Genomic DNA, 26082 nt, shown 5'->3' on the forward strand with positions numbered 1-26082 from the left:
CCCATAAAGTAACTAAGTTATTTTTAGAAAGAGTTATGCATCATGCGTTTAGATAGATTTACAAGTAAATTCCAAGCCGCGCTTTCTGATGCGCAGTCTCTGGCTTTAGGCCGAGACCATCAATTTATCATGCCTGTTCATTTAATGTATGCTTTATTGCAGCAAAATGGTTCAAGCGTTAGAGCATTATTAGCCCAAGCAGGGATCAGTGCAGACGAACTTAATAATAAACTGACTAAATCAATTGATAAAATCTTTAAGGTTTCAGGTATCGGTGGAGACGTTCAGCTTCACAATGAACTTATTTCTCTTATCAATTTGTGTGACAAGTATGCTCAAAAACGCAAAGATGAATATATTTCTAGTGAGCTGTTTGTTTTTGCAGCATGTGAAGACAAAGGCGAGCTTGGCCAAATTTTAAGAGAGTTACAATTAACTCAGAAAAAAGTAGAGCAAGCCATAAAAGCAATCCGAGGTGGTCAGAAAGTCGATAACCCCAATGCTGAGGACACGCGCCAATCACTCGAAAAATTTACTATTGATCTCACTGAACGTGCGGAACAAGGCAAGCTAGATCCTGTAATTGGTCGTGATGAAGAAATTAGACGCACAATACAAGTACTTCAAAGACGCACAAAAAATAACCCTGTGCTCATTGGTGAACCAGGGGTAGGTAAAACAGCAATTGTTGAAGGTTTAGCACAGCGTATCATTAATGGTGAAGTGCCAGAGGGCCTTAAAAATAAAAGAGTATTGTCTTTAGATTTAGGCGCACTTGTAGCAGGGGCGAAATACCGAGGTGAATTTGAAGAACGCCTCAAATCGGTGCTAAATGAGCTAGCCAAAGAAGAAGGGCAAGTGATTTTATTCATTGATGAGATACATACTATGGTAGGCGCAGGTAAAACTGATGGCGCTATGGATGCAGGGAATATGCTTAAGCCTGCACTTGCTCGTGGTGAATTACATTGTGTGGGAGCCACTACGCTAGATGAATATCGTCAATATATAGAAAAAGATGCAGCATTAGAAAGGCGTTTTCAAAAAGTGTTTGTAAGCGAACCAAGTGTTTCAGACACAATTGCAATCTTACGTGGCTTAAAAGAGCGATACGAGTTGCACCACTCTGTTGATATTACTGATCCAGCTATTGTCGCAGCTGCGAATCTTTCTCATCGTTACATTTCTGATAGACAACTTCCTGATAAGGCCATTGATCTGATAGATGAAGCTGGTAGCTCAATTCGTTTACAAATAGATTCTAAACCAGAGCAACTAGATAGGTTAGAGCGCAAGATCATTCAACTAAAATTAGAAGACAATGCACTGGCGAAGGAAAAAGACGAAGCAAGTCAAAAGCGTCGCACTGAAATGCAAACTTTAATCTCAGAATTGGAAAGTGAATACAAAGAACTCGATGAAGTGTGGAATGCCGAAAAGGCATCGTTGCAGGGCACGCAAGTAATAAAAGGCGAGTTAGAGCAAGCTCGATTAGATCTGGAAGTGGCGCGTCGAGCAAGTGACTTACAAAGAATGTCAGAGCTTCAGTATGGCCGAATTCCTGAACTGGAAAGAAAGCTCGATCTTGCGTCTCAAGCTGAAATGCAAGAGATGAGTTTGTTGAAGAATCAAGTCGGTGAAGATGAAATTGCAGAAATCTTATCTCGTTGGACAGGCATTCCAGTAGCTAAGATGCTTCAAGGCGAACGCGAAAAGCTCCTTCAGATGGAAGATGAACTACATAATAAAGTAATAGGACAGGATGAGGCAGTAAATGCTGTATCAAATGCCATCCGTCGTTCAAGAGCTGGTCTTGCAGATCCAAATCGTCCGATTGGTTCATTCTTATTCTTAGGCCCGACTGGTGTAGGTAAGACTGAACTAACAAAAGCACTTGCTAATTTCATGTTTGATACTGAAGAAGCCATGGTTCGAATTGATATGTCGGAGTTTATGGAAAAGCATTCAGTTGCAAGGCTTGTTGGTGCGCCTCCAGGATATGTTGGTTATGAAGAAGGTGGCTACTTAACAGAAGCAGTTCGACGCCGCCCTTATTCTGTTGTGTTGTTAGATGAAGTAGAAAAGGCGCATCCAGATGTGTTTAATATATTGCTTCAGGTTTTAGATGATGGCCGCTTAACTGATGGTCAAGGTAGAACCGTTGATTTTAAAAATACGGTAATTATTATGACGTCAAACTTAGGGTCTGACATTATCCAAGAGCAAGCTGGTCAAAATGATTACGCATCGTTAAAAGAAAAAGTGATGGGAGTCCTTGCTACACAGTTTAGACCTGAGTTTATAAATCGAATCGACGAAACAGTCGTATTCCATCCTTTAATAGATAAACATATAAAAGAGATCGCGAATATACAGTTAGATAAATTGACGGCTAGACTATTTGAGAAAGGTTATCAGTTTGAATTATTACCAGAAGCGTTAGATAAGATTGCCGCGCATGGTTTTGACCCAGTGTTTGGTGCAAGACCACTTAAGCGCGCAATTCAACAATACGTCGAGAACCCATTAGCACAAAAGCTATTGGCTGGAGAGTTTGTTCCGGGGGATAAAATTAAAGTGACAGTTGTTAATGACATGATTTCTTTCAATAAGTGATAATAGACAAATCATTGGGCACTCCGTGATAGGTAAGTGCCCAAAATTTTCTTTCTTTTATTCCTTGCAATATCTCTCTTCTATACAATACTTAAATTCCCCTGAATGATTAGGGGGTGTTTATATGACTTAAATATTGTAGTTTTACTTCTTTTTGATTTCTTTTTGTACAGAAAACATCTTAAAACAGGCGTTTCGTTTAAAATATACGCGAATAGTCAGTTTTTTTCATTTTTCTTTAAAAAAGGGGTTGCGCGCTTTTAAATTCTCCCTATAATGCGCACCCACTGACACGGGGCGAGACGCTGAAAAGCAAATCAAAACGATGTCGAGTCAAATAAAACTTAATCTTAAATACTTTCTCTTATGAAAAAGATTAAAATTAAGTGTTGACATAAAAAGTGAAGTCGTTATTATGGCGCTCCACTTCGCAGCAAGGCTGCGGTAACTTATCGAGTTACACTGTTCTTTAAAAATATGAAGCAATCATCTGTGTGGGCACTCGTACAGATTGAGTTCTAACAGCTCTTGATTCAGGAGCAAAAAAATTTAGAGTCTCAATTTCTTATGAGTGACTATATAGTCAATTTATACAGAATTCATTGAGCACGAATCTTCGGATTCAAAAAACTTTTAATTGAAGAGTTTGATCATGGCTCAGATTGAACGCTGGCGGCAGGCCTAACACATGCAAGTCGAGCGGTAACATTTCTAGCTTGCTAGAAGATGACGAGCGGCGGACGGGTGAGTAATGCTTGGGAATATGCCTTAGGGTGGGGGACAACAGTTGGAAACGACTGCTAATACCGCATAACGTCTACGGACCAAAGGGGGCTTCGGCTCTCGCCCTTAGATTAGCCCAAGTGGGATTAGCTAGTTGGTGAGGTAATGGCTCACCAAGGCGACGATCCCTAGCTGGTTTGAGAGGATGATCAGCCACACTGGAACTGAGACACGGTCCAGACTCCTACGGGAGGCAGCAGTGGGGAATATTGCACAATGGGCGCAAGCCTGATGCAGCCATGCCGCGTGTGTGAAGAAGGCCTTAGGGTTGTAAAGCACTTTCAGTAAGGAGGAAAGGTTAGTAGTTAATACCTGCTAGCTGTGACGTTACTTACAGAAGAAGCACCGGCTAACTCCGTGCCAGCAGCCGCGGTAATACGGAGGGTGCGAGCGTTAATCGGAATTACTGGGCGTAAAGCGTACGCAGGCGGTTTGTTAAGCGAGATGTGAAAGCCCCGGGCTCAACCTGGGAACTGCATTTCGAACTGGCAAACTAGAGTATGATAGAGGGTGGTAGAATTTCAGGTGTAGCGGTGAAATGCGTAGAGATCTGAAGGAATACCGATGGCGAAGGCAGCCACCTGGGTCAATACTGACGCTCATGTACGAAAGCGTGGGGAGCAAACGGGATTAGATACCCCGGTAGTCCACGCCGTAAACGATGTCTACTAGGAGCTGGGGTCTTCGGACAACTTTTCCAAAGCTAACGCATTAAGTAGACCGCCTGGGGAGTACGGCCGCAAGGTTAAAACTCAAATGAATTGACGGGGGCCCGCACAAGCGGTGGAGCATGTGGTTTAATTCGATGCAACGCGAAGAACCTTACCTACACTTGACATACAGAGAACTTACTAGAGATAGTTTGGTGCCTTCGGGAACTCTGATACAGGTGCTGCATGGCTGTCGTCAGCTCGTGTTGTGAGATGTTGGGTTAAGTCCCGCAACGAGCGCAACCCCTATCCTTAGTTGCCAGCGATTCGGTCGGGAACTCTAAGGAGACTGCCGGTGATAAACCGGAGGAAGGTGGGGACGACGTCAAGTCATCATGGCCCTTACGTGTAGGGCTACACACGTGCTACAATGGCGCATACAGAGTGCTGCAAGCTCGCGAGAGTTAGCGAATCACTTAAAGTGCGTCGTAGTCCGGATTGGAGTCTGCAACTCGACTCCATGAAGTCGGAATCGCTAGTAATCGCGGATCAGAATGCCGCGGTGAATACGTTCCCGGGCCTTGTACACACCGCCCGTCACACCATGGGAGTGGGTTGCTCCAGAAGTAGGTAGCTTAACCTTAGGGAGGGCGCTTACCACGGAGTGATTCATGACTGGGGTGAAGTCGTAACAAGGTAGCCCTAGGGGAACCTGGGGCTGGATCACCTCCTTAACGATTTAGAACAGATTTGTTCGTAGTGTCCACACAGATGATTGTTAGTTAGCACAAGCTGCTAATTAATATTGCTCTTTAAAAATTTGGAAAAGCTGATAATTAATTCTTTTAGAAGAAATTCTAAAAAGAGTTTTCAAAAGTAAAACAATGCCGATAAACATTCATTTGTTTATTAGCGTCTACTTTAGTATTCAATATTAACTTCTGGCGAAGTTAAAACTGTCTTTGACGATACAAACCATTTTGGGTTGTATGGTTAAGTGACTAAGCGTACACGGTGGATGCCTTGGCAGTTGGAGGCGATGAAGGACGTACTAACTTGCGATAAGCCTAGTCAAGCCAGTAAGAGGCGCTTGAGACTAGGATTTCCGAATGGGGAAACCCACCTGCTTGCAGGTATCGTTAACTGAATACATAGGTTAACGAGGCGAACGCGGAGAACTGAAACATCTAAGTACCCGTAGGAAAAGAAATCAACCGAGATTCCGAAAGTAGCGGCGAGCGAAATCGGACTAGCCCTTAAGCTTTAGTGTAGTTAGTGGAACATTCTGGAAAGTTTGACGATACAGGGTGACAGTCCCGTACACAAAAACTTATCTAAAGTGAAATCGAGTAGGTCGGAGCACGTGAAACTTTGACTGAATATAGGTGGACCATCATCTAAGGCTAAATACTCCCAACTGACCGATAGTGAACCAGTACCGTGAGGGAAAGGCGAAAAGAACCCCTGTGAGGGGAGTGAAATAGAACCTGAAACCGTGTACGTACAAGCAGTAGGAGCCCTTCGAGGGTGACTGCGTACCTTTTGTATAATGGGTCAGCGACTTATATTTTGTAGCGAGGTTAACCGTTTAGGGTAGCCGTAGCGAAAGCGAGTCTTAACTGGGCGTTGAGTTGCAAGGTATAGACCCGAAACCCGGTGATCTAGCCATGGGCAGGTTGAAGGTTGAGTAACATCAACTGGAGGACCGAACCCACTAACGTTGAAAAGTTAGGGGATGACCTGTGGCTTGGAGTGAAAGGCTAATCAAACCGGGAGATAGCTGGTTCTCCCCGAAATCTATTTAGGTAGAGCCTCGGACGAATACTTACGGGGGTAGAGCACTGTTAAGGCTAGGGGGTCATCCCGACTTACCAACCCTTTGCAAACTCCGAATACCGTAAAGTACTATCCGGGAGACACACGGTGGGTGCTAACGTCCATCGTGGAGAGGGAAACAACCCAGACCGTCAGCTAAGGTCCCAAAGTGTATGTTAAGTGGGAAACGATGTGGGAAGGCTAAAACAGCTAGGAGGTTGGCTTAGAAGCAGCCATCCTTTAAAGAAAGCGTAATAGCTCACTAGTCGAGTCGGCCTGCGCGGAAGATGTAACGGGGCTAAACATACCACCGAAGCTACGGCTGCATACTTTGTATGCGGGGTAGGGGAGCGTTCTGTAAGCGGCTGAAGCTCAATTGTAAAGTTGGGTGGACGTATCAGAAGTGCGAATGCTGACATGAGTAACGATAATGCGGGTGAAAAACCCGCACGCCGGAAGACCAAGGGTTCCTATCCCATGTTAATCAGGGTAGGGTAAGTCGACCCCTAAGGCGAGGCTGAAGAGCGTAGTCGATGGGAAACGGGTTAATATTCCCGTACTTGGAATAATTGCGATGGGGGGACGGAGCAGGCTAATCAAGCATGGCGATGGTTGTCCATGTGAAAGGCTGTAGGCTGGTGACTTAGGAAAATCCGGGTCGCTAAGGCTGAGAGTCGAGACGAGCTACCACGGTAGTGAAGTTGATGATGCCCTACTTCCAGGAAAAGCCTCTAAGCTTCAGATTATTTCGAATCGTACCCCAAACCGACACAGGTGGTCAGGTAGAGAATACTAAGGCGCTTGAGAGAACTCGGGTGAAGGAACTAGGCAAAATTGTACCGTAACTTCGGGAGAAGGTACGCTCCTATCTGTGATGAGACTTGCTCTCTAAGCGGACGGGAGCCGCAGTGACCAGGTGGCTGGGACTGTTTATTAAAAACACAGCACTGTGCAAAATCGTAAGATGACGTATACGGTGTGACACCTGCCCGGTGCCGGAAGGTTAATTGATGGGGTTAGCTTAGGCGAAGCTCTTGATCGAAGCCCCGGTAAACGGCGGCCGTAACTATAACGGTCCTAAGGTAGCGAAATTCCTTGTCGGGTAAGTTCCGACCTGCACGAATGGTGTAACCATGGCCACGCTGTCTCCACCCGAGACTCAGTGAAATTGAAATCGCAGTGAAGATGCTGTGTACCCGCGGCTAGACGGAAAGACCCCGTGAACCTTTACTACAGCTTGGCACTGAACATTGAGCCTACATGTGTAGGATAGGTGGGAGGCTTTGAAGCAGCGTCGCTAGATGTTGTGGAGCCATCCTTGAAATACCACCCTTGTATGTTTGATGTTCTAACATAGGCCCCTAATCGGGGTTGTGGACAGTGCCTGGTGGGTAGTTTGACTGGGGCGGTCTCCTCCCAAAGAGTAACGGAGGAGCACGAAGGTTGGCTAAGTACGGTCGGACATCGTACGGTTAGTGTAATGGTAGAAGCCAGCTTAACTGCGAGACAGACACGTCGAGCAGGTACGAAAGTAGGTCATAGTGATCCGGTGGTTCTGAATGGAAGGGCCATCGCTCAACGGATAAAAGGTACTCCGGGGATAACAGGCTGATACCGCCCAAGAGTTCATATCGACGGCGGTGTTTGGCACCTCGATGTCGGCTCATCACATCCTGGGGCTGAAGTCGGTCCCAAGGGTATGGCTGTTCGCCATTTAAAGTGGTACGCGAGCTGGGTTTAGAACGTCGTGAGACAGTTCGGTCCCTATCTGCCGTGGGCGTTTGAGAATTGAGAGGGGCTGCTCCTAGTACGAGAGGACCGGAGTGGACGAACCGCTGGTGTTCGGGTTGTGATGCCAATTGCATTGCCCGGTAGCTACGTTCGGAATCGATAACCGCTGAAAGCATCTAAGCGGGAAGCGAGCCTCGAGATGAGTTCTCACTTTAACTTTAAGTTAACTGAAGGGCCGTTGAAGACTACAACGTTGATAGGCTGGGTGTGGAAGTGTAGTGATACATTAAGCTAACCAGTACTAATTACCCGTGAGGCTTAACCATACAACGCCAAAGTGGTTTTAGCTCAGAAGCTAATATGAACTAAAGTAGATAGTTTTAGAATTATCAGATTTTTTCCAGATTTTAACCAAATTTGCTTGGTGACCATAGCGTTTTGGAACCACCTGACTCCATGCCGAACTCAGAAGTGAAACGAAACAGCGTCGATGATAGTGTGGGTCTCCCATGTGAAAGTAGAACATTGCCAAGCACCTATTTAGAGAAAGCCCGATTCGAAAGAGTCGGGCTTTTTTGCGTTTAAGCCCCTCTGCAACGGTTAAAATGGCTTATTTCACCTTGCGCAAAAGAAGCGTACTCACTGCGTTCACTGTCGCTAATTTTGCACGATAGCGTCGATGATAGTGTGGGTGCGGCCAGCTTGGCTTCTCATGTGAAAGTAGAACATCGCCAGCAAAGGTTGCCCCAGGCAATTAAATAAACCCGTTGCAGCAATGCAGCGGGTTTTTTGCGTTTATCGTGCTAAATCGTCCTGCACGGTGATGAGATGATGCACTGTGATAAAAAGACGAATTAGCGCAAGGTGAAGTGAGCGTCTTCAGAGTAGCTACTCTCTTCACTTTGAGTCTCTACGTTAGTGAGTACACCCTCAACTCCAGCTAAACAAGCTCATTTCACCTTGCGTAAAAAGAGCGGGTTCACTTCGTTCACTGTCGCTGGCCTTTTACACCTTTCTTGCGCAAAGCAAGCGTATTCGCTTCGTTCATTGTCGTTAACACTTTGCACTACATTCATCCCTGAAGCTGGGTCCCATCGCGCATTCATGCACTCACTTCCTCATGCTGCGAAACTTCGTCTCTGTGATTCGTCACCCTTGCGCGAAAAGAATGTCAGTGCTTCACGCTGTGTCATTAACCTTTCGCACGATATTCACCTTGCGCAAAGTAAATGTACTCGTTTAGCCCTAAACGCAAAGCTTGCTCGCTGCCATTAACTTAGCGCTCTAAACCGTATTCACTGAGTTTTCTGTTGCTAATTTGTCCATAACCTCAGAATAGCTCTGCTTCTTGATGAGATAAGTTGCCTCTTAAATCTTCAACCATTTTAGTTAAGTCTCGGTTTGCATTTGCTACAGTACGGGATACGTTGTCACTTTGAGCTAGCTTTTTATAATTTTCAGAGATAACTTGGAGTTGAATTAATGTTTCATGAAGAGTTTCTGATATTTGTGTTTGCTCACTTGCGGAGTCCGTAACCTGTTGGTTGAGGCTTTTCATTTGTTCCATTTCTTGGAGGATTTCTTTCAGCGCAACTTGTGCATCTTGATTTTTTTCTGCGTTATCTGCGGTTATCTTTATTTCATGTTGCATTGCTGCTACAGCTTGTTTTGAAACAGTTTGAAGTTCATCAATAACCGAAGTGATACTCATAGTTGATTGCTGCGTTTTAGATGCAAGACTTCGAACTTCATCAGCTACCACTGCAAATCCACGACCTGCTTCGCCTGCTCTTGCTGCTTCAATTGCAGCGTTAAGTGCCAGTAGGTTAGTTTGCTCAGCAATAGAACCTATCATATCTAGTACACTGCTTACACTCGCTGCTTTCGACTCTAGAGATTCTATTACGGCCGATGTATTTTCTACCTCCTTTACAAGCTCCTGCATGCTACTGGCTGATAACTCCATCGTGTCTCCACAGTTACTCGCTTTTTGAGTGACTAGGGTCGTTGATTGTAAAGCTTGCTGAGTTAGGCTTTGTAGTCTTGATGCGATTTCAGATAATCCATTAATGGTACTTTCCATCGTTTGAGAGCATGCAACTTGCTCTTCTGAACCTCGGCTTATCTCGTTGCTTACATGACCTATAGCTTCAAATGCATCTTCAACTTCTCCCTTAACAACAGAGATATTCGAGACAGCTTCAACAATATGATTCTTTATTTCTGTAATGGCTTTACTGAGTTGTCCCACTTCATCATTAAATGGGTAGTCTATATGTAAGTCATATTTTCCATTGGAAATTTCAACGGTTTTATCTATTAAGTCTCGTAATGGTAGGATAATTTTTTTATGTATAAAGACTAATATACCGGCTATGGCAACTATTGCTATCAAGAAAGATACAATAGGGTAGACAGTCATAACTATAGATTGCTGTTGTTCAATGTTGTTTTGAATCTCTATGAAATGTTTAGTTACAGCGCCTCTTTTATCAATAAGTCCTTGTGCGAAATCTCTATCGATTCCTCTGACCATTGCATCACTTTGTTTATAGTTCAGATTTAATACAAAATTTCTTTGTGCTTTCTCATATGCCTCTAACATAGAGAGGTGCTGGTTAATGAACTGAGTAGTCCATTCTCCTTCTTCGAAAATTTGTAATTGCTTAAGATCTTCTTGGACTTCCTTATGTAAAGAGAGGAACTCTTGCCAATACTTTTCGTCGTTTCTGAGTAGCAGGTTTTTCCATGCTTGGACTTGGCTTTTAAATGAAGATTCTGCATTTGTAATTAAAATAATGCGTTGTTGATCTTTGTTGACTAAAGATTGGTAGTCCCAAATTAAAAACTCGAGCTTTAAAATGCTAAATGTGCTTGCTGCTAAGATTAAAGAAATACCTATAATTATAGGAACCGCAACCTTACTTTTTATATTCATAGCACTCACCATTAGACTTGGGTTATGAAAGTGTGAGTGACATTCTTTATTTTGTCTAATTCGTATTCAAGTTGCTTATTTTAAGCTGGTTGTAAGTTCTGAGACTCATAATCAATAAAGTCGCAGCAATTAAGCCGCTAGCCATATGATGGACCACAAGGTGACTGGCTAGAAAAGCTGGAATATCACTGATGCCATCAATAAATGTCAATTTTCCGATAAGAGCACCGTAAATGCTGATGTGCCCCCAAAGCGCTATTTTAAACTTTTTTCTAAACCTATTTATCAACCGTTCTGAAAGTTTTTTTTGCATAACTTTTAAAAGAAACAAGCTAGAAAAGGCTGTTACTATTGACAGCATACCCAAACCAAGAATTGATAGCTTAATAAGAGCAGCTGTAACGATATAAATGATAATTCTCATGATTTCCTCTTATTGAAGACCTAATGATATGACAAGAAATAGGTATGACTATCAGATCTATGTGCTGATTAAGGCAGTTATTATTTTCATTAATGTATCGTTACATAAATATACTTGATAAGACCAATGTAACGATAACATTTACGCTCTTTAGTCAGTATAATCTCGTGCTCTTCAAATGTTTATTCCCAAGGATAAAGTTATGCCCGTGCAAGGGTCGTATCTATTTGTGATCTTAGTTTGGTCAACGACACCGCTCGGTATTGTCTGGAGCGCTGAGACGATGCCACCGACATTAAGTGTTTTTCTACGTATGTTGATAGCTTTAGTACTGGCTGTCATAACAGTATTTACACTAAAAATACATGTGCCATGGTCAAAGAAAGCTTGCCTACTGTATTTTTACTCTGCTGCTGGCATTGTTATCGGTATGCTTTTAAGCTATCTAGCAGCTCAGTCAGTACCTTCAGGTGTGATTTCTCTCGTCTTTGGTTTAGCACCGATCATCTCAGGTTTGTTTGCGCAAAAAATATTATCTGAACATGCTTTTACTCCAGTTAAAATAATAGCTTTATTGTTCTCAATACTCGGTTTATTTTTAGTGTGTAAAACTCAAATACAGCAATTGGATGTGCCTGTTGAAGGGATTATCTATGTACTTATGGCTGTGACAAGTTTTAGTTTGAGTGGCGTAATGATCAAAACAGTTCCAATTACTATCCACCCAATGGCAACAACGCTAGGGGCATTGGCATTTGTGACGCCTATATTTGCATTAATTTGGTTAGCAGCAGGCGGTGAGGTCAATCATGAGCAATGGCAGTTTAAGTCAATTTTAGCAACGGGTTATTTAGCTCTTTTTGGCTCTTTGTTAGGGTTCCTAGCCTATTTTCATGTCCTGCAAAAATTACCAGCGAGCACAGTTGCATTGACTACTTTGATCACACCTGTTTTTGCAGTAAGCCTGGGCGCGTTATTGAATGATGAAGTTTTAACATCTTCTCTTTTAATAGGTGGCACTATGATTTTGTTTAGTTTATTTCTTTACCAGTTTGGTGATAAGTACATCAAACGAAATAAGCTAGAAGCGGCTAGAAAGGCCTAAATCTTCAAAAGTGTACATACGGTCTCAACACGTGCCTGAAAGCAGCTAGCGATAAGTAATATACGTGGATGCGTACTGTCTAGCTGCTTATTTATTTTCTCCTTAACTAAAAACTGACATATCGCATGCAATAGGCCAGGTTCGCTTTGCTCAGACGTTTTTGACTGTATTTCTATAAGTGCTAAAAGGGCTGAAAGTTCATGGTCTGGCAATTTGGCTAAGTTGTGGTTAAATGCTAGGTAGCAATCAATAGGGCGCATGCGTTGATGATTTTTATGCCCAAGCGCGTGAGCAAGTGATTCATTTCTTTCAAAAAGCATAAGCGATCTTAAAAAGTTAAACGGCCATTCTGTTTGCTGAGAATTAGTACAAAGAGCGTGAACAAGCGTATTACCTTGCCTGTTGGCTTGCTTATAGCCCTCAATTTCAGTGAGCGCGCTCGAAAAGAAAGCCAGCCGTTCTAGTGTATTAATACCAGTGATCAGCCCTTCAGGAAGCGCTTTTTTTTCTGTGATTAATTGCTTACAAAGATCCTGAAAGAATATGTAGACTTCTTGATTCTGGATAGCTTGTTCAAAGCAAAACTTTAATACAAGCACGCAATCAGAGTCGCTAAGTTGAGTATAAAACTCAGGTAATTTATCTACTTGCTGAGTTTTTATGTAAGAAATGAATCTTTGAAGCGTTTGGTTTTGCACTGTACTCGGGATCTTTTTTTAATTTAGTTTTATAGTAGCAAATTCGGGGCTTAGGAAAAGAACAAACTGCGCCTGTTTCTTTCACATTCTTTACACATTCATGGCAGAACATGATCTTGAGTCAATTTTTTGAAGTTAAAATGAAGACGCTTAGATTACCTATTCGCATAAAAATATTAATTATGTTGCTGTTAGCTAATTCGACATTGGTGTTGGCTATTTTTGTGGCTAATCAGGTAGCATTTGATAAGAGCTTTTCTGACTATGTTCAAAGTGCAACTAAAGTGCGCCTAAAGCCGGTAATTGCTGAATTCCACGAAACAATGGAAAAACAACAGAATGTTGATTGGTTAGATAGGCGCTCAGAGCATTGGAAAAACTTAATGCGCACTTACCATCAAGTAAGTGTTGCCAATGAAAACTTAACAAAAAAACGCCCAAAACCTAGCAAAGATAAACGTCCACCTGCTCGAGGTGAACGTCGTGGTAGGGGACCCTCAGATAAATTATTTTTTAAAGCAGTAGATGGTACATTGCTAGTTGGCAGGCCTTCTATGGTTAAGGATGCGCTTTGGGTGCCTGTATATTGGCCAGAAATAGAGGGAGAAAAGTTAGGTTACATAGGTGTTGAAAACGGCTCAATGGTAACAGGAAGATTTGAAACACTATTTGCTAAGCAGCAGCGTCAACACTTTGTTGTTATTGCCATTATTGCTTTTGTGATAACTTTTTTACTGTCGATTCCTTTCAGTAAATATTTAGTTAGGCCGATCCTCGCATTAAGAAAAAGAACAAAAAACCTCACCAGTGGAGATTACTCCATATCAAAACAAGTTATTCGAAGGGATGAATTAGGTCAGCTTGAAAGTGATATGAATTTACTTGCTAAAACATTGGCTGAAAATTTAACTGCTCGACAGCGTTGGATTGCTGATATTTCTCACGAATTAAGAACTCCTATTGCGGTCATTAAAGCTGAAATAGAAGGCATGATAGATGGTGTGATCGAAGCTGATGGCACGCAGCTTGATTCATTACATGAAGAAATACTAAGGCTGACTAAATTAGTCAACGATCTCCATCAGCTCTCAATGTCAGATAGAGGCTCATTGTCTTATGAAAAGTCAAAAATGCTGTTACCTGAGCTTATTGAGCGTAGTCTTGAGAAGAGAAAAAATGAACTTAGTCACTTTGATTTACAGTTTGATTTCAGTCCTAAATGCTTTTTATTCTGTGATGCACATCGTATGGGGCAACTTTTTGATAACTTACTGCAAAACACGTTGCGCTATACCGATGCGTCTTTAGATGATAAAGGGAAGTTAGAAATAAAAGTCAATAGACTAAAACATGGGGTTCAACTTGTATGGCAAGACAGCAGCCCAGGTGTTGAAGCTGATCAGATCGCTCATCTTTTTGATAGGCTATACAGAACAGATTCTGCTCGAAACCGTAAAACCGGTGGTTCAGGGCTTGGATTGGCTATTTGTCAAAATATTATTATGGCGCATAATGGAGAAGTGTGTGCAGAACAAAGTGAGTTAGGTGGACTAAAATTGACCATAGAATTTAAATATAAGGAAAACTAAATGGTGGATGTTGAGACTGTTCTTATTGTTGAAGATGAAGAAAAACTTGCCACTATTTTAGCAAAATATTTATCAGCTTCAGGTTTTGAATCTCATGTTGTCATGGACGGTGCAGACGTAATGACTGCATTCGAGAAATATAAGCCAAGCATGGTGTTGTTAGATATTATGCTGCCTAATGTTGATGGTATTACCTTATGTAAGCAGATCAGGGCTCAAAGCCAAGTTCCCATTATTATGACTACTGCTAAGGTTGAAGAAATTGATAGGCTAATAGGTCTAGAAGTTGGTGCGGATGATTATGTCTGTAAGCCATATAGCCCTAGAGAAGTTGTGGCTAGAGTAAAAGCGATAATGCGTCGAGTAAACTATATCGCAGAGCAAAGCCAAGAAGCTTTGCACGGCTTAGAAGTTGATGAGCAAACATTTATGGCTAAGTTCAATAATGAAAGTATTTCACTCACACACGTTGAGTTTCTGTTGCTTAAAGCCATGTATGTTCACCCAGGGCGAATTTTTAGCCGTGATAAACTGATGGATCATATTTATTCAGACGATCGAATTGTGAGCGATAGGACAGTTGATAGTCATATAAAAAAATTACGGAAAAAGCTGCAAAGTATTGCTCCAGAAGCAAATTTTATTCACTCGATTTATGGTGCCGGTTATAAATTCGAGCCTATCTAAAAAAGCACCCTTGGGTGCTTTTCTTTTTAGTGCATCTTTTTAAGATGTGCGTTTTACATCGACTTTTAGCTTTAACTTTTGTCCAGGCTGAAGATATTTTTGTCCCGATAAGTTATTCCACTCGACAATTTCTTTTACCGTTAAGTTAAATTTTGAAGCGATACGGGCTAAAGAATCACCACGCCTAACCTTGTAAGTGATGGTTCGGGTGGTAGACACTAACCCGATAGGTTTGCTCTCTGCTTTTGTTTGATAAACCGTAAGCTTCTGGCCAAGCTTTAATACGCTGTTAGTCTTTAGTTTATTCCAGCTAGCAAGTTGCTTCACTGTTACATCATATTCTCGGCTGATATCCCACAGTGTATCACCGGATTTTACCGTATGTGTTTTTTTAGCTCGCGTAGACTTATTCGCAGCGACCCTAACTGATTTAGGTAAGTGCTCACTATTGATTTTTCCTTCACTTAGGGGCACTAGAAGCTTTTGATTAACACGGATAATGTGTGTATCAAGTTTATTTAGAGATTGGATAGTTTTGCTGCTCGTCGAAAACTTTTTAGCAATGACAGATAATGTGTCACCGCGTTTTACAGTGTAATACTGCCAGCGCAACCTGTCTTTTACTGGTGTTTGTGCCAATTTGTCTTTAAATGCATCCGCTTTATCGCTGGGTAGCAGTAGTTGATGTGGACCGTCAGGTGCGGTTGCCCAGCGGTTAAACCCTGGGTTTAAACGGTATAATTCAGTTAGGCTCAAATTAGCCATGTCAGCAGCTAGGGCTAAATCAATTTGTGAACCAACATCGACAATTTCGACGACTTGCGCATTAATGATTGGTTTCCAAGTGACATTGAACTCTTCTTGTCGTTTTAACAAATCTGATAACGCCAATAACTTAGGTACGTAAGCCGTCGTTTCTCTTGGCAAGTCAAGCGACCAAAAGTCAGTTGGTAAATGCTTTTTACGATTCTTTCTGATGGCTTTTAAGACGCGCCCTTCACCTGAGTTGTATGCTGCAATGGCGTTCAGCCAATCACCCTCTAAGGTTTTATGCAGGTAACTCAAATAGTCTAAAGCTGCACGCGTTGACTGTACTATGTCTCGGCGACCGTCATACCACCAATTCTGATGTAAATTAAAACGCTCTCCAGTTTGGGGCATAAACTGCCAGATACCTGACGCACTTCTATGCGAGTAACCGAATGGGTCGAACGCACTCTCAACGATGGGAAGTAAAGCTATCTCGATCGGGATTTGGCGTTTTTCTACTTCTTCAACAATAAAGTATAAATACGGCTCTGCACGCTTTGATATGCGGTCTAAATATTTCTGATGGCGTTGATAATAGTTCCTCTCAGCCACAACAGGGCGGTTTTGAGGCACAGGAATTGAGAGTTGGTAACGAATACGTTCCCAAACATCATCGAATACAGGAACTGGTTCGTCTGCTTCTACTGGCTCTGAGATTGAATTAGCAAGTGCTTCGCTAATATCTAAAGGACTTGCCAGGTTCTCATTAGCAGCTGTATTGATGATCTCAGATTGATCTTTTTGTGTGTTAGTTAGGGTTTGACAACCCGTTAACAACGAAAGCGTTAGAACTAAACTTGCAGACTTTTTCATAGTGATTCATATTCGAGCAAAAACCGCTCGATTCTACAGATTCTCTTGCGTTATTAAAAGTAATCACATGGTAACTTGGTTAAAATTCATCTTTCCAAGCCCTCAAAGCTGCAAATTTTTGCCAGTTTTCACTTACATCTTGAATTAAATTCTTAGGTACATGTATAAGACTATTTTCTTCAGAAGCTCTAAGAAAGGGGTTAATAGCCCGTTCTAGACCAAAATGAGTCGGTAAACTAGGCTGATTATCATCTCGAAGCTTTTGTACTTTTCCGACATATGTCAATAAGTCTGTATTGTTTGGTTCAACAGCTAAAGCAAATTTAAGGTTGGCTTGCGTGTATTCATGGGTGCAGTAGATAAGTGTGTCATCGCTATATTCAGCAAACTTTTCTAAAGAATGCCACATCATTTCAGCATCGCCTTCAAATAATCTGCCACAGCCAGCACTAAACAAGGTATCACCGGTAAAGCAAAAGGTATCATTCATATAGCAAATGTGATCCAAGGTGTGCCCTGGCGTTGAGATGATTTTAAACTTTGTATCGGCAACGGTTATTTCATCGTTGTCATTTAATTTATGTGAGATACCTTCAAAAGGGGAGTTCTCAGGGCCATAAACTGGGATGTTATCGAATGCCTGAAGTAAAGCCACAACACCGTTTGTATGATCCCAGTGGTGATGAGTTATCAAAATGCCTGCTAGTGTTGTGTCAGTTTGTTTTAAATAGTCAAATACAGGTTCTGCTTGCCCAGGGTCAACAACCCAGACTTTATTTTCTTTTTTTAACGCCCATATGTAGTTATCAGAAAAAGCTTTAATTGGATCAACTTGCACCATAAGTATTTGCTCTATAAAGTGTAGATGGGTTTAGTATAACGAGCATCGATAATGAAACCAGCATTAAGTTTTCGGTCTGGACCAAAACCATTAACTTGGTCTGACTTTCCACATGGCGATTATATAAAAGTCGGCTTAGAGCGAAGAATGAAAGCTTGGTTACCGAGGATGTTTGGATATCACTTACTTAAACTAGGTTCATTAAGTGGCCAACTTGATACATCAAAATGTGTGATCCCTCATCAAGTGAATGTATCTCCTCATCAATGTAAGAAAACCAGTGTGGTTGCAGAAATAGATGAACTCCCTTTTTCGGAGCACAGTGTTGATGTTTGTGTGCTGGCCCATAGTTTAGAATATGAAAGTGATCCACATCATATTCTGCGAGAAGCACATCGTACTTTAATCCCTGGTGGCTATTTGGTTATTTCAGGGTTTAATCCATTCAGCTTATGCGGATTGGCGAATTTATTGCCGTTTAGTTCTCAAAAACTGCCGTGGTCAGGGCGCTTTTTTACTCCAGCTCGGGTAAAAGATTGGTTAGATTTATTGGGGTTCGAAATACTCAGTGATGAGCGTTTTGTCTATGCTTCGTTGGCACGAGGCAGTCGATTATCACGTTTTGCACCTTGGCGGCGATTTTGTCGTCATTATTTAAAGCCGATGGGCAGCTGTTATATGCTGGTGGCGCGAAAGCGGGTCGCGCCTTTAACACCAATTAAACCTAAGTGGCATGCAAGGCCCAAATGGGCCCCAGCAGTTAAAAATGCAGGGCTGAGACAAACTCGTGACAAGTCGAATTAAAAGCACAACTTAAGCTGCTTGATATCCTTCATCCTCAAGCAGTTTTGAACTACCAGCCGCTTCTCTAGCCAAATCATCAACGATTTCGTTATATTTGTTGCCACTGTGACCTTTTACCCAACGCCACTCTATGTCATGCCTTTGACAGGCATCATCGAGTCGTTTCCATAAATCAACGTTTTTAACAGGCTTCTTTGCGGAAGTAAGCCAGTTACGTTTTTTCCAACCAGCAACCCAAGATTCAATGCCTTGTTTAACATATTGACTGTCGGTATGTAGCACAACTGAGCAAGGGCGTTTTAGGGTTTCGAGTGCAACAATGGCAGCGAGCATCTCCATTCTATTATTGGTAGTGAGTTTATAGCCCTGAGAAAGCGTTTTTTCATGGCCTTGATAATGAAGATAAATGCCATACCCACCTGGTCCAGGATTACCTAAACATGAACCATCGGTATAAATCTCTACGCTTTTTTGCACGAATTAGCCTGTTTTTATGTAGAATAAAGTGATTAGTTGCTAACAATAGCAAAGTTAACAGGCAGACGATATGTTAAAGAGACAAATAGTCCTAGATACTGAAACAACAGGTATCGATCCGAAAGCGGGTCATAGGATCATTGAAATTGGGTGTGTTGAACTCATTAATCGCCGTTTAACAGGAAATAACTTTCATGTTTATATCAATCCTCAGCGTGATATTGAAGATGAGGCAATCGATGTCCATGGTATTACTAATGAATTCTTAAAAGATAAACCGCTTTATCATCAAATAGCAAAAGAGTTCTTTGAGTATATTAAAGGGGCTGAGCTCATTATTCATAATGCGCCGTTCGATGTTGGTTTTATGGACAATGAATTTGCGCTGTTACAGCAAGGTTATCCTAACACTCATGACTATTGCGAAGTGCTTGATACGCTTGTTATGGCGAGAAATCTGCACCCAGGTCAGAAGAATAATCTAGATGCTTTATGCCGACGTTATGACATCGACAATTCAAAACGTACTCTACACGGCGCATTACTGGATTCTGAGATTTTAGCTGATGTTTATTTAGCGATGACGGGTGGCCAAGTAAAAATGAACTTGGCGAATAATACCGAGAGCACATCGCAAACGGATAATACAAGTATTCGTCGTTTAGCTGATAACCGTCCAGCACTTAAAGTTGTTAAAGCTTCTGCCGATGAAGTAATAGCGCATGAAGAAAGGTTAAAAGTCGTCGACAAAAATGGCGAGACTCTTTGGCAACAAAATTAAGGTAAAATTTATATGAAGCGATTATTGTTAGTGCTGTTCTTATTTTTTATTAATGAATGTATTGCACTCACAACAACCCCATCTATAACGTTGTTGAAAAATAATCGCAAAGTAAATGAAGTTCCGTTGTTAGATAACCGCTTCCGTATTGATCATAAAGTAGAAAAAATTACACTGCTTTTCTTTCGCAAACCTGGTTCACCAGCGGTTATTTTAGTTAAGCCTGATGGTAGTAAATACTACGCTCATCATGCTATGAAAGATGAAATGCTAGAGTGGTATGATGAAGCAAGCTATGACCTTATTACCATAGAAAATCCAACACCAGGTCCTTGGCAAGTGATTGGCAGAGTTCAATCAGATAGCCGAATTATGGTGTTAGGTGATATTGAACTTGAGGTGGAGCCTCTACCTCAACTGATGTTTAGAGGAGAGACTCTCAAGGTTACAGGCCAAGTGACCAACGATGGTAAGCCAATAGATGTTGGATATTTTCGCGATGTGGTGAGTCTAATCGTCGAGTTTGTTAGCACCAATAATGACCAATATGATAATTTTGGGGCCGGCACACAAAGCGTGACTGAGTTTAAAGATGATGGCCGAGAATTTGATGAAAGACCGATGGACGGTATTTTTACAGGGGAGTTTAAGCTGACTTTTCCAGCAGGCGAATGGCAACCTGAGTTTTATATTGAAACACCCATCCTTAAACGCCGAGTCGCACAAGCACCTATTGTTATTGCTGAGCCTCCATTCGATTTTGATTTAACCTTAGCAAATAGTGCAGATTTAAGTCATGAATTAACCGTTCAATTGGACCAGTCAATCATTAAGCCTGAAACGGTTATTTTTCAGGGGAAAATCTTTTATCCTAACGGTGAAGAACAACTTTTTACGATTAACCCTGAAGCGCGTCTTTACCGCAAATTAGAAATTAGCAATTACGACTGGGGCCGTTATCAAATTGAGTTTTCTGTTTTTGGCGAAAATATCAATGGGCGAGAGTTTATGGCTAAATTGCCCATGTATAATTTTGAGATTGAAAGACCCATAGAAAAGGTGCCCGAGTTACAAGCACCAAAAATTAACCCTTTACTCGCTAAATTACCGCCACCGGAGCCTGAACCAACATTAAGTACCGGTACGCTAGTTAGTATTATCGTATTGGGTAATATTTTTATCATGTTAATCGGTTGGTTAGTGATCCGAATCTTTGTACAGAAGAAGCCAATTAAGCTAAAAATTAAACTACCTTCATTTAAGAAAAAGCAATCTTCACAAGAAGCTGAAGGTAGTGAAGTGATCTCAAATGAAACGAATGGTTCAAAAAATAACAAATCAGGTGATATTTTGAACCTTTCTATGGATGGAGACTAAAAAAGACAGTTTTTTTAAAAAAAACAGTTGACTCTAAACAGGTCGATTCGTATTATTCACGCCGCTGTCAGGGAGCAACCTGACAACAAGAATAAAGCGGAGTGGTAGTTCAGTTGGTTAGAATACCGGCCTGTCACGCCGGGGGTCGCGGGTTCGAGTCCCGTCCACTCCGCCAATTATTCTAAAATTTGTAAGTCGCGCTGGAGTGGTAGTTCAGTTGGTTAGAATACCGGCCTGTCACGCCGGGGGTCGCGGGTTCGAGTCCCGTCCACTCCGCCAATCTTACAAAATGCCTTTAGGCGCCCTTTCCTAAGTGTGGAGTGGTAGTTCAGTTGGTTAGAATACCGGCCTGTCACGCCGGGGGTCGCGGGTTCGAGTCCCGTCCACTCCGCCAATTAGGAAAAGATTAAAGCTCAGTGGAGTGGTAGTTCAGTTGGTTAGAATACCGGCCTGTCACGCCGGGGGTCGCGGGTTCGAGTCCCGTCCACTCCGCCAACGTTTTAATCAAAATATTTGCTCGTGGAGTGGTAGTTCAGTTGGTTAGAATACCGGCCTGTCACGCCGGGGGTCGCGGGTTCGAGTCCCGTCCACTCCGCCAATGCAAATAATACAAAAAGATATCTCTGCGGAGTGGTAGTTCAGTTGGTTAGAATACCGGCCTGTCACGCCGGGGGTCGCGGGTTCGAGTCCCGTCCACTCCGCCATTAGATATCAAGAGTCAATCAGAACAGGCTCTATAAATACCCACCACTGCGGAGTGGTAGTTCAGTTGGTTAGAATACCGGCCTGTCACGCCGGGGGTCGCGGGTTCGAGTCCCGTCCACTCCGCCATCCACTTCTCAGAATGTATCTTATTACCAAACGTTTTTAAGCATTTTTCCAGTAAAATAACTTCCTTGTTATCTTAGATATACTTATAAATCAGAAGTGCGACAGAATGGCTTCTGAGTCACCAATATACTTTCCTGCTATAAATGCTTGTGGCACAGTTTCTTTGCCTGAAATCGCTTTTAAGCTCGTTAAGCTAGCATCGCGGCCTAGAACAATTTCTTCAAACTGTATGCCTTTGCTCACAAGATGTGCTTTAGCTTTCTCACAATAACTACACCCCGGTTTGGTAAATAGGCTAACTGGCTGAGGCTTCTGACATTCGGGATTAATGTAATCAAGCATTGTATCAGCATCAGACACTTCGAAGGGGTCGCCAGGTACATCAGGCTCGATAAACATTTTATCTATGATGCCGTCCTTCACTAGCATTGAGTAACGCCAACTGCGTTTACCAAAGCCTAAATCAGCTTTATCGACAAGCATACTCATACCCGCAGTAAACTCTCCGTTGCCATCTGGGAGTAGAGTAATATTATCCGCTTCTTGATCTTGTGCCCATGCGTTCATGACAAATGTATCGTTCACAGATAAACAAATAATGTCATCCACTCCATTTGCTTTGAATGCGCCTGCAAGCTCGTTGTAACGCGGTAAGTGTGTCGATGAACAGGTTGGGGTAAATGCACCAGGCAAAGAAAATACAACGACAGTTTTACCTTTGAAAAGTTGTTCTGTAGTGACAGTCTGCCACTCATTACCAACTCTTACAGGAAATGAAACTGAGGGTATAGTCTGTCCTTCACGATTTTCTAGCATATTGTTTTCCTCATAGTTGAATGTGTTTATTATCTATAAAGTCTATTTAGATTAAAGTAATTAAAACAAATAAGGGCAATCTAAAAACTAGATTGCCCTTATTTTGTAGTCTGATTTACGAGTTTATGCAGCTACTCTAAAGTAAATAACTCTGGCTCTTTTACAACCACTTTAATAACATCATTAAGCTGTATATTGCTTAAAGGCCTAGCGCTTATGTTTCTTGCAATAGCGCTCTGAGCATTCACTTGCTCTACCACAACCTGCTCAATGGTTTGGATATGATGTGCGAATTGCATACCGTTAGCTGCAGTCAAGTTACTTCTATGAAGTATAGAGAGGAGTTGTCCTGATTCAAGGCCATGACTCTTTCCTAAATTAATTACTACTCTATCTGAGTCTATCATTAATATTTTTCCGCTAGTTGTGAGACAGCTTACGGCAGAGTCTAAATCTTGGCTAACCTTATTGAAGATAGTTTGAATTTTTTGACCATAATCGGTTCGCCAAAACTCTTCACTATTTACATTCACAATCTTAGTTTTTTTATGTGGCCAAATACCCTCGGCACTATAATGCTGCGACCAGACTTGATCGTTTGTCTGTGAGTCAAATAGCGCAAAGTCAATTTTAAAGTTACGCATATAGGCTTCTCTTTCCCAAAATGCATAATCATTGTTCATTTTTCTTCCTTGAGAAATATCAGTGATTTGACTTAGTAAAACATATTGGCTGTTACTATTTCGACTTAGTGTATCTATTAAATGTGAGTTGTAGTCGAATTGTTGAGCAAAAAAAGCCCTAACATCTAATTTGCGGTCAATGTACGGGATCATCTTAACACCCGTATTACGTTCATTTAATGTATTGAATAAGCGTTGTGAGCTGGCTTCTGGCATGTCAAAAATTTGACCTAGTCGGGCTTGCTCTGGATGTGTTAACTGACTTTGGGTGATGGTTATTTGTTTATTAAACTTTGACTCAACGCATTGTGATTGCTGAGGAATAATGTCCAGATGCAGGGTAACTGAATATTGTTCCCCTTGCTGTTGCTCATTGATTAAGTTCACATGCTGTATCTGGCCATGAGTTTTAATTTTCAGCTCATCTTGCTCGAGTACGCCGTCGGCAACGGTTTGTACACTAGATACCGTTGCGCCAGAGAATATTAAAGCCTGTGTGATGGCATCTTTAACAGCCATTTGTCTTGCAGAAGTAGTGTCACCATCTACAATGCCACCATAACCGACTACTTCAAACCATTCTGCTTTGGATTGCATGCTGAAAATGATCAATGCAATTATCAGAAAATGTTTCATCTTCAAGATCTCAAGGTAATTTGCTCAATAATTTTAAATAGCAATAGGTGTACCAGCTTTGTTGGCGTAAAAAATGCATCTTGAAATTAGGTTTTAGATAGGTGCGTTTATTATGAAAACGAAAAACGTTTTTTATTCATCATTGGTGGCATGTTCAGTGTTACTTTCTGGTTGTAGTTCAGTGTTCGATAAACATATTGAGTATGCTTATGAGGAGCCCGATTATTATCCAGTCTTACGTGCAGTAGGGTACGCACCTTTGAGTAGTCAGCCTGGAGAAACTGATTCGCAAAAGATGCTGATGGCAATTAAAGTATCTAAACTTGAGGCTTATAGAGAGCTTGCAGAGCAAGTGCATGGACAAAAGCTCACTTCAACGATGACAGTTAAAGGGGCAATTGCGCAATCAGACGGATTGTCGAGTCAAGTAGGTGGGTTAATAAAAGGCGCTAAAATCGTAAAAACTTACGCCGTTGGTGATACTTACGCGACAGAATTAGAATTAGACATGAAAAAAGTGCATGAACTTTATATCAGCGCAATAAAGCCTAGGAAAGTTAAGCGCGTAATATACTACTAATAAATCTCAAATGAGTGAGTTTATAGGGGCTAGGCTTTAAGGTTTTTAACTAATTCAGAGTTTGCGCTTACAACACCACCATCTTGACCGTAAGTGATAGATGTAGGAGCTCCTATGATTATGTCTTTCAATTCTCGCACTGCAAGTTGAGCTTGATGTGCAGCTTGTGCATTCACGTCATTTTGCTTCTGACACTTCAAAAGTAAGGCATTAATGGTGCTGGTTAAAGGCTCGATTTGCTCAGTTTTAAAAATCTCTTTGCTAAAACCTGAAATTTCTTTATCGAGTTTTTGAATTGTGTTGAGTAAAGTCAGCTTTTCTCGAGCTATGTCTTTTAAGCCATCGCCTCTTTTACTGGCAAGACATTCTAACTCAGCATCTAAAATCTGGGTCAAAGTGTTTAGATGCTGAATTTGGTTTTCTAATTTATGATGACAAAGGTTTATCTGATCATCCATATACATCAAACTCGAATGCGGCAATGTTCTTAGCTAACTTTTCAGCATCTACTTGGTATTTGCCTTCGCTGATTGCTTTTTTAAGCTCTTCAACCTTTTTACTGTCAAAAGCAGGCTGCTGTTGTGCTTTTTCTTGCAAACTTTTAAGTTGCTGTGCTTGTGGTGTTAAGCTGACAGAGTCAGTAGCTGCCTTTTGAGGGGCTTTAGCTGAAATCTGAGCTTGATTAGCATCCGCTTTTTGTAATTCGGCTTTTTGTTGCTTAATATTATTAAGCGAACTGTTGGGCTGAGATTGCCCTTTTACATTATTAACCATGATAATTGACCCTAAAATTAATCATGCCTTTCTATCGGCCTTCTAGCTTATAACTTTAGCAAAAAAATTAAATATTAACCTCAACAGATTCTACATCTTTTACTCTGGCTGAGATAGTTTTTCCAGACTTCTGATTTTTAACCCTTATTTGCTCACCTATGTTTCCATCTTGTAGTGCAATACCTGTGGTTTTTATCGTTAAAGTGCGCGTTTTAGCGTAGATGGTGACATTGTCGCCCTTGCAAACCATACAAATATGGTGAAGTCCAATAGCTGTGCCGACTCTTAATACTCTTTTACTTCTACTGCCAATTAGCAACTGCTCTGTATTTAAATTACTGGCCCTTACAAAATGCTTTGGCTTGTATTCAATGCTGATTGAATCTTTGGTTAATAATTCTCCTTTATTTATTAATTGGGTTGTCACGATCACTGGGTGAAGCTCTTCAATTCTCACATGAACAAATTGAGTCCAGCCAGATAGGTCCTCACATTTTACTTGAACTGTTACTTGTCGGTTAAACGGCGCAGTCGCATTTGTAGAATATGATAAAGGTTTTTCGCAAATTCTTTCTGATAACCTAGCATCTAGTGGTAATGCTTTGATCGTTGTTTTTATATCGGGGTTGAGTTCAACCTGCAGGGTAATAAATTCTTCAGCTCCAGCTTCAAGATTGGTATTTGTATATACTTGTGCTTGACTCATATGGCTGGCTATAAAACAAGCCATTGCACAAAAAATCTCATATGATTTGGTTTTTTTTAACAAACTCATGATGTTTCGACTATGCTTATCTGGAGAAACAAGGTATAAAGATTTTGC

General features: G+C 41.5%; 19 protein-coding genes, 7 tRNA genes and 3 rRNA genes. 18 read left to right on the forward strand and 11 right to left on the reverse strand.

Annotated elements, in window-relative coordinates:
* The first annotated feature begins 42 nt into the window (after positions 1-42).
* The 4 genes from clpB (at position 43) to rrf (ending at position 8129) form a co-directional block, all read left to right on the forward strand.
* Entirely contained in the window at positions 43-2616 is a 2574-nt protein-coding gene (clpB, locus tag PP2015_RS04435) for an ATP-dependent chaperone ClpB (protein ID WP_058029132.1), read from the forward strand.
* Between the two features lie 634 nt (positions 2617-3250).
* Positions 3251-4783, forward strand: a 16S ribosomal RNA gene (locus tag PP2015_RS04440).
* A gap of 257 nt (positions 4784-5040) precedes the next feature.
* A 23S ribosomal RNA gene (locus PP2015_RS04445) occupies positions 5041-7921 on the forward strand.
* Between the two features lie 94 nt (positions 7922-8015).
* A 5S ribosomal RNA gene (gene rrf, locus PP2015_RS04450) occupies positions 8016-8129 on the forward strand.
* The 16S, 23S and 5S rRNA genes sit together here, the layout of an rRNA operon.
* A 796-nt stretch (positions 8130-8925) precedes the next feature.
* Here rrf and PP2015_RS04455 read toward each other — a convergent pair.
* Together PP2015_RS04455 and PP2015_RS04460 are read right to left on the reverse strand one after the other, a co-directional pair.
* Positions 8926-10533, reverse strand: a complete 1608-nt coding sequence (locus PP2015_RS04455) for a methyl-accepting chemotaxis protein (protein ID WP_058029133.1) — start codon at positions 10531-10533, stop codon at positions 8926-8928.
* A 55-nt stretch (positions 10534-10588) separates the two neighbouring features.
* Positions 10589-10957: a hypothetical protein gene (locus PP2015_RS04460; RefSeq protein WP_058029134.1), complete on the reverse strand. Its 369-nt coding sequence runs from the start codon at positions 10955-10957 to the stop codon at positions 10589-10591.
* Between the two features lie 202 nt (positions 10958-11159).
* Between PP2015_RS04460 and PP2015_RS04465 the strand changes: the two genes are divergently transcribed.
* Positions 11160-12062: a DMT family transporter gene (locus tag PP2015_RS04465; RefSeq protein ID WP_058029135.1), complete on the forward strand. Its 903-nt coding sequence runs from the start codon at positions 11160-11162 to the stop codon at positions 12060-12062.
* Here PP2015_RS04465 and PP2015_RS04470 read toward each other — a convergent pair.
* Positions 12059-12760, reverse strand: a complete 702-nt coding sequence (locus PP2015_RS04470) for a hypothetical protein (RefSeq protein ID WP_058029136.1) — start codon at positions 12758-12760, stop codon at positions 12059-12061. The two genes, PP2015_RS04465 and PP2015_RS04470, sit on opposite strands and share 4 nt — an antisense overlap.
* Before the next feature lie 140 nt (positions 12761-12900).
* Here PP2015_RS04470 and PP2015_RS04475 point away from each other — a divergent pair, with 140 nt between their 5' ends.
* Together PP2015_RS04475 and PP2015_RS04480 are read left to right on the forward strand one after the other, a co-directional pair.
* Positions 12901-14349, forward strand: a complete 1449-nt coding sequence (locus tag PP2015_RS04475; RefSeq protein ID WP_083496628.1) for an ATP-binding protein — start codon at positions 12901-12903, stop codon at positions 14347-14349.
* Complete coding sequence (locus PP2015_RS04480; RefSeq protein WP_058029138.1) at positions 14350-15036, forward strand: response regulator; 687 nt, start codon at positions 14350-14352, stop codon at positions 15034-15036.
* Between the two features lie 39 nt (positions 15037-15075).
* Here the strand turns inward: PP2015_RS04480 and PP2015_RS04485 are convergent, their stop codons facing one another.
* Positions 15076-16659, reverse strand: coding sequence for a lytic transglycosylase (locus PP2015_RS04485; RefSeq protein ID WP_058029139.1), 1584 nt, complete (start codon positions 16657-16659; stop codon positions 15076-15078).
* Positions 16660-16738: 79 nt separating this feature from the next.
* Positions 16739-17500 (reverse strand): hydroxyacylglutathione hydrolase, encoded by a 762-nt coding sequence (gene gloB, locus PP2015_RS04490; protein WP_058029140.1) that lies wholly within the window; start codon positions 17498-17500, stop codon positions 16739-16741.
* Positions 17501-17551: 51 nt separating this feature from the next.
* Here gloB and PP2015_RS04495 point away from each other — a divergent pair, with 51 nt between their 5' ends.
* Positions 17552-18304 carry a class I SAM-dependent methyltransferase gene (locus PP2015_RS04495; RefSeq protein WP_058029141.1) on the forward strand — a complete coding sequence of 251 codons (753 nt, stop codon included), beginning with the start codon at positions 17552-17554 and terminating at the stop codon, positions 18302-18304.
* A 9-nt stretch (positions 18305-18313) separates the two neighbouring features.
* Here PP2015_RS04495 and rnhA read toward each other — a convergent pair whose 3' ends face one another.
* Complete coding sequence (rnhA, locus tag PP2015_RS04500) at positions 18314-18781, reverse strand: ribonuclease HI (protein ID WP_058029142.1); 468 nt, start codon at positions 18779-18781, stop codon at positions 18314-18316.
* Positions 18782-18851: 70 nt separating this feature from the next.
* Between rnhA and dnaQ the strand changes: the two genes are divergently transcribed.
* The 9 genes from dnaQ (at position 18852) to PP2015_RS04545 (ending at position 21770) form a co-directional block, all read left to right on the forward strand.
* Complete coding sequence (gene dnaQ / locus PP2015_RS04505) at positions 18852-19562, forward strand: DNA polymerase III subunit epsilon (protein ID WP_058029143.1); 711 nt, start codon at positions 18852-18854, stop codon at positions 19560-19562.
* Between the two features lie 12 nt (positions 19563-19574).
* Positions 19575-20939: a TIGR03503 family protein gene (locus PP2015_RS04510; RefSeq protein ID WP_171041734.1), complete on the forward strand. Its 1365-nt coding sequence runs from the start codon at positions 19575-19577 to the stop codon at positions 20937-20939.
* A gap of 98 nt (positions 20940-21037) precedes the next feature.
* A tRNA-Asp gene (locus PP2015_RS04515) sits at positions 21038-21114 on the forward strand.
* Between the two features lie 27 nt (positions 21115-21141).
* Positions 21142-21218, forward strand: a tRNA-Asp gene (locus tag PP2015_RS04520).
* Between the two features lie 38 nt (positions 21219-21256).
* Positions 21257-21333: transfer RNA gene (locus PP2015_RS04525), tRNA-Asp, on the forward strand.
* A gap of 24 nt (positions 21334-21357) precedes the next feature.
* Positions 21358-21434 (forward strand) — tRNA-Asp (locus PP2015_RS04530).
* Positions 21435-21460: 26 nt separating this feature from the next.
* Positions 21461-21537 (forward strand) — tRNA-Asp (locus tag PP2015_RS04535).
* Between the two features lie 29 nt (positions 21538-21566).
* A tRNA-Asp gene (locus PP2015_RS04540) sits at positions 21567-21643 on the forward strand.
* 50 nt (positions 21644-21693) lie between these two features.
* Positions 21694-21770: transfer RNA gene (locus PP2015_RS04545), tRNA-Asp, on the forward strand.
* A 90-nt stretch (positions 21771-21860) separates the two neighbouring features.
* On the opposite strand, the gene PP2015_RS04550 is transcribed toward PP2015_RS04545, so the two are convergent.
* Both PP2015_RS04550 and PP2015_RS04555 read right to left on the reverse strand, forming a co-directional pair.
* A complete protein-coding gene (locus PP2015_RS04550) occupies positions 21861-22586 on the reverse strand; it encodes a glutathione peroxidase (protein ID WP_058029145.1) in 726 nt (241 codons plus the stop codon).
* 131 nt (positions 22587-22717) lie between these two features.
* Positions 22718-23905 carry a flagellar assembly protein T N-terminal domain-containing protein gene (locus tag PP2015_RS04555; protein ID WP_058029146.1) on the reverse strand — a complete coding sequence of 396 codons (1188 nt, stop codon included), beginning with the start codon at positions 23903-23905 and terminating at the stop codon, positions 22718-22720.
* A 112-nt stretch (positions 23906-24017) separates the two neighbouring features.
* Between PP2015_RS04555 and PP2015_RS04560 the strand changes: the two genes are divergently transcribed.
* A complete protein-coding gene (locus PP2015_RS04560) occupies positions 24018-24485 on the forward strand; it encodes an LPP20 family lipoprotein (protein WP_058029147.1) in 468 nt (155 codons plus the stop codon).
* A 29-nt stretch (positions 24486-24514) separates the two neighbouring features.
* Here PP2015_RS04560 and flgN read toward each other — a convergent pair whose 3' ends face one another.
* From flgN to flgA, 3 genes are all read right to left on the reverse strand, one after another.
* Complete coding sequence (flgN, locus tag PP2015_RS04565; RefSeq protein WP_058029148.1) at positions 24515-24943, reverse strand: flagellar export chaperone FlgN; 429 nt, start codon at positions 24941-24943, stop codon at positions 24515-24517.
* The gene (gene flgM, locus PP2015_RS04570; RefSeq protein ID WP_058029149.1) at positions 24936-25259 is read right to left on the reverse strand and encodes a flagellar biosynthesis anti-sigma factor FlgM; all 324 of its coding nucleotides are present in this window, start codon (positions 25257-25259) and stop codon (positions 24936-24938) included. The genes flgN and flgM overlap by 8 nt, the downstream gene beginning before the upstream one ends.
* 67 nt (positions 25260-25326) lie before the next feature.
* Entirely contained in the window at positions 25327-26034 is a 708-nt protein-coding gene (flgA, locus tag PP2015_RS04575; protein WP_058031539.1) for a flagellar basal body P-ring formation chaperone FlgA, read from the reverse strand.
* Positions 26035-26082: the final 48 nt, after the last annotated feature.

The sequence above is a fragment of the Pseudoalteromonas phenolica genome (assembly GCF_001444405.1).
Lineage (GTDB): Bacteria > Pseudomonadota > Gammaproteobacteria > Enterobacterales > Alteromonadaceae > Pseudoalteromonas > Pseudoalteromonas phenolica.

Coding starts and splice junctions, on each gene's coding strand:
- clpB (WP_058029132.1), top strand. CDS start 43: ATGCGTTTAGATAGATTTACAAGTAAATTCCAAGCCGCGCTTTCTGAT.
- PP2015_RS04480 (WP_058029138.1), top strand. CDS start 14,350: ATGGTGGATGTTGAGACTGTTCTTATTGTTGAAGATGAAGAAAAACTT.
- PP2015_RS04550 (WP_058029145.1), bottom strand. CDS start 22,586: ATGCTAGAAAATCGTGAAGGACAGACTATACCCTCAGTTTCATTTCCT.
- PP2015_RS04465 (WP_058029135.1), top strand. CDS start 11,160: ATGCCCGTGCAAGGGTCGTATCTATTTGTGATCTTAGTTTGGTCAACG.
- PP2015_RS04460 (WP_058029134.1), bottom strand. CDS start 10,957: ATGAGAATTATCATTTATATCGTTACAGCTGCTCTTATTAAGCTATCA.
- gloB (WP_058029140.1), bottom strand. CDS start 17,500: ATGGTGCAAGTTGATCCAATTAAAGCTTTTTCTGATAACTACATATGG.
- PP2015_RS04495 (WP_058029141.1), top strand. CDS start 17,552: ATGAAACCAGCATTAAGTTTTCGGTCTGGACCAAAACCATTAACTTGG.
- dnaQ (WP_058029143.1), top strand. CDS start 18,852: ATGTTAAAGAGACAAATAGTCCTAGATACTGAAACAACAGGTATCGAT.
- PP2015_RS04475 (WP_083496628.1), top strand. CDS start 12,901: ATGAAGACGCTTAGATTACCTATTCGCATAAAAATATTAATTATGTTG.
- PP2015_RS04485 (WP_058029139.1), bottom strand. CDS start 16,659: ATGAAAAAGTCTGCAAGTTTAGTTCTAACGCTTTCGTTGTTAACGGGT.
- PP2015_RS04560 (WP_058029147.1), top strand. CDS start 24,018: ATGAAAACGAAAAACGTTTTTTATTCATCATTGGTGGCATGTTCAGTG.
- flgM (WP_058029149.1), bottom strand. CDS start 25,259: ATGGTTAATAATGTAAAAGGGCAATCTCAGCCCAACAGTTCGCTTAAT.
- PP2015_RS04455 (WP_058029133.1), bottom strand. CDS start 10,533: ATGAATATAAAAAGTAAGGTTGCGGTTCCTATAATTATAGGTATTTCT.
- PP2015_RS04555 (WP_058029146.1), bottom strand. CDS start 23,905: ATGAAACATTTTCTGATAATTGCATTGATCATTTTCAGCATGCAATCC.
- PP2015_RS04510 (WP_171041734.1), top strand. CDS start 19,575: ATGAAGCGATTATTGTTAGTGCTGTTCTTATTTTTTATTAATGAATGT.
- flgA (WP_058031539.1), bottom strand. CDS start 26,034: ATGAGTTTGTTAAAAAAAACCAAATCATATGAGATTTTTTGTGCAATG.
- flgN (WP_058029148.1), bottom strand. CDS start 24,943: ATGGATGATCAGATAAACCTTTGTCATCATAAATTAGAAAACCAAATT.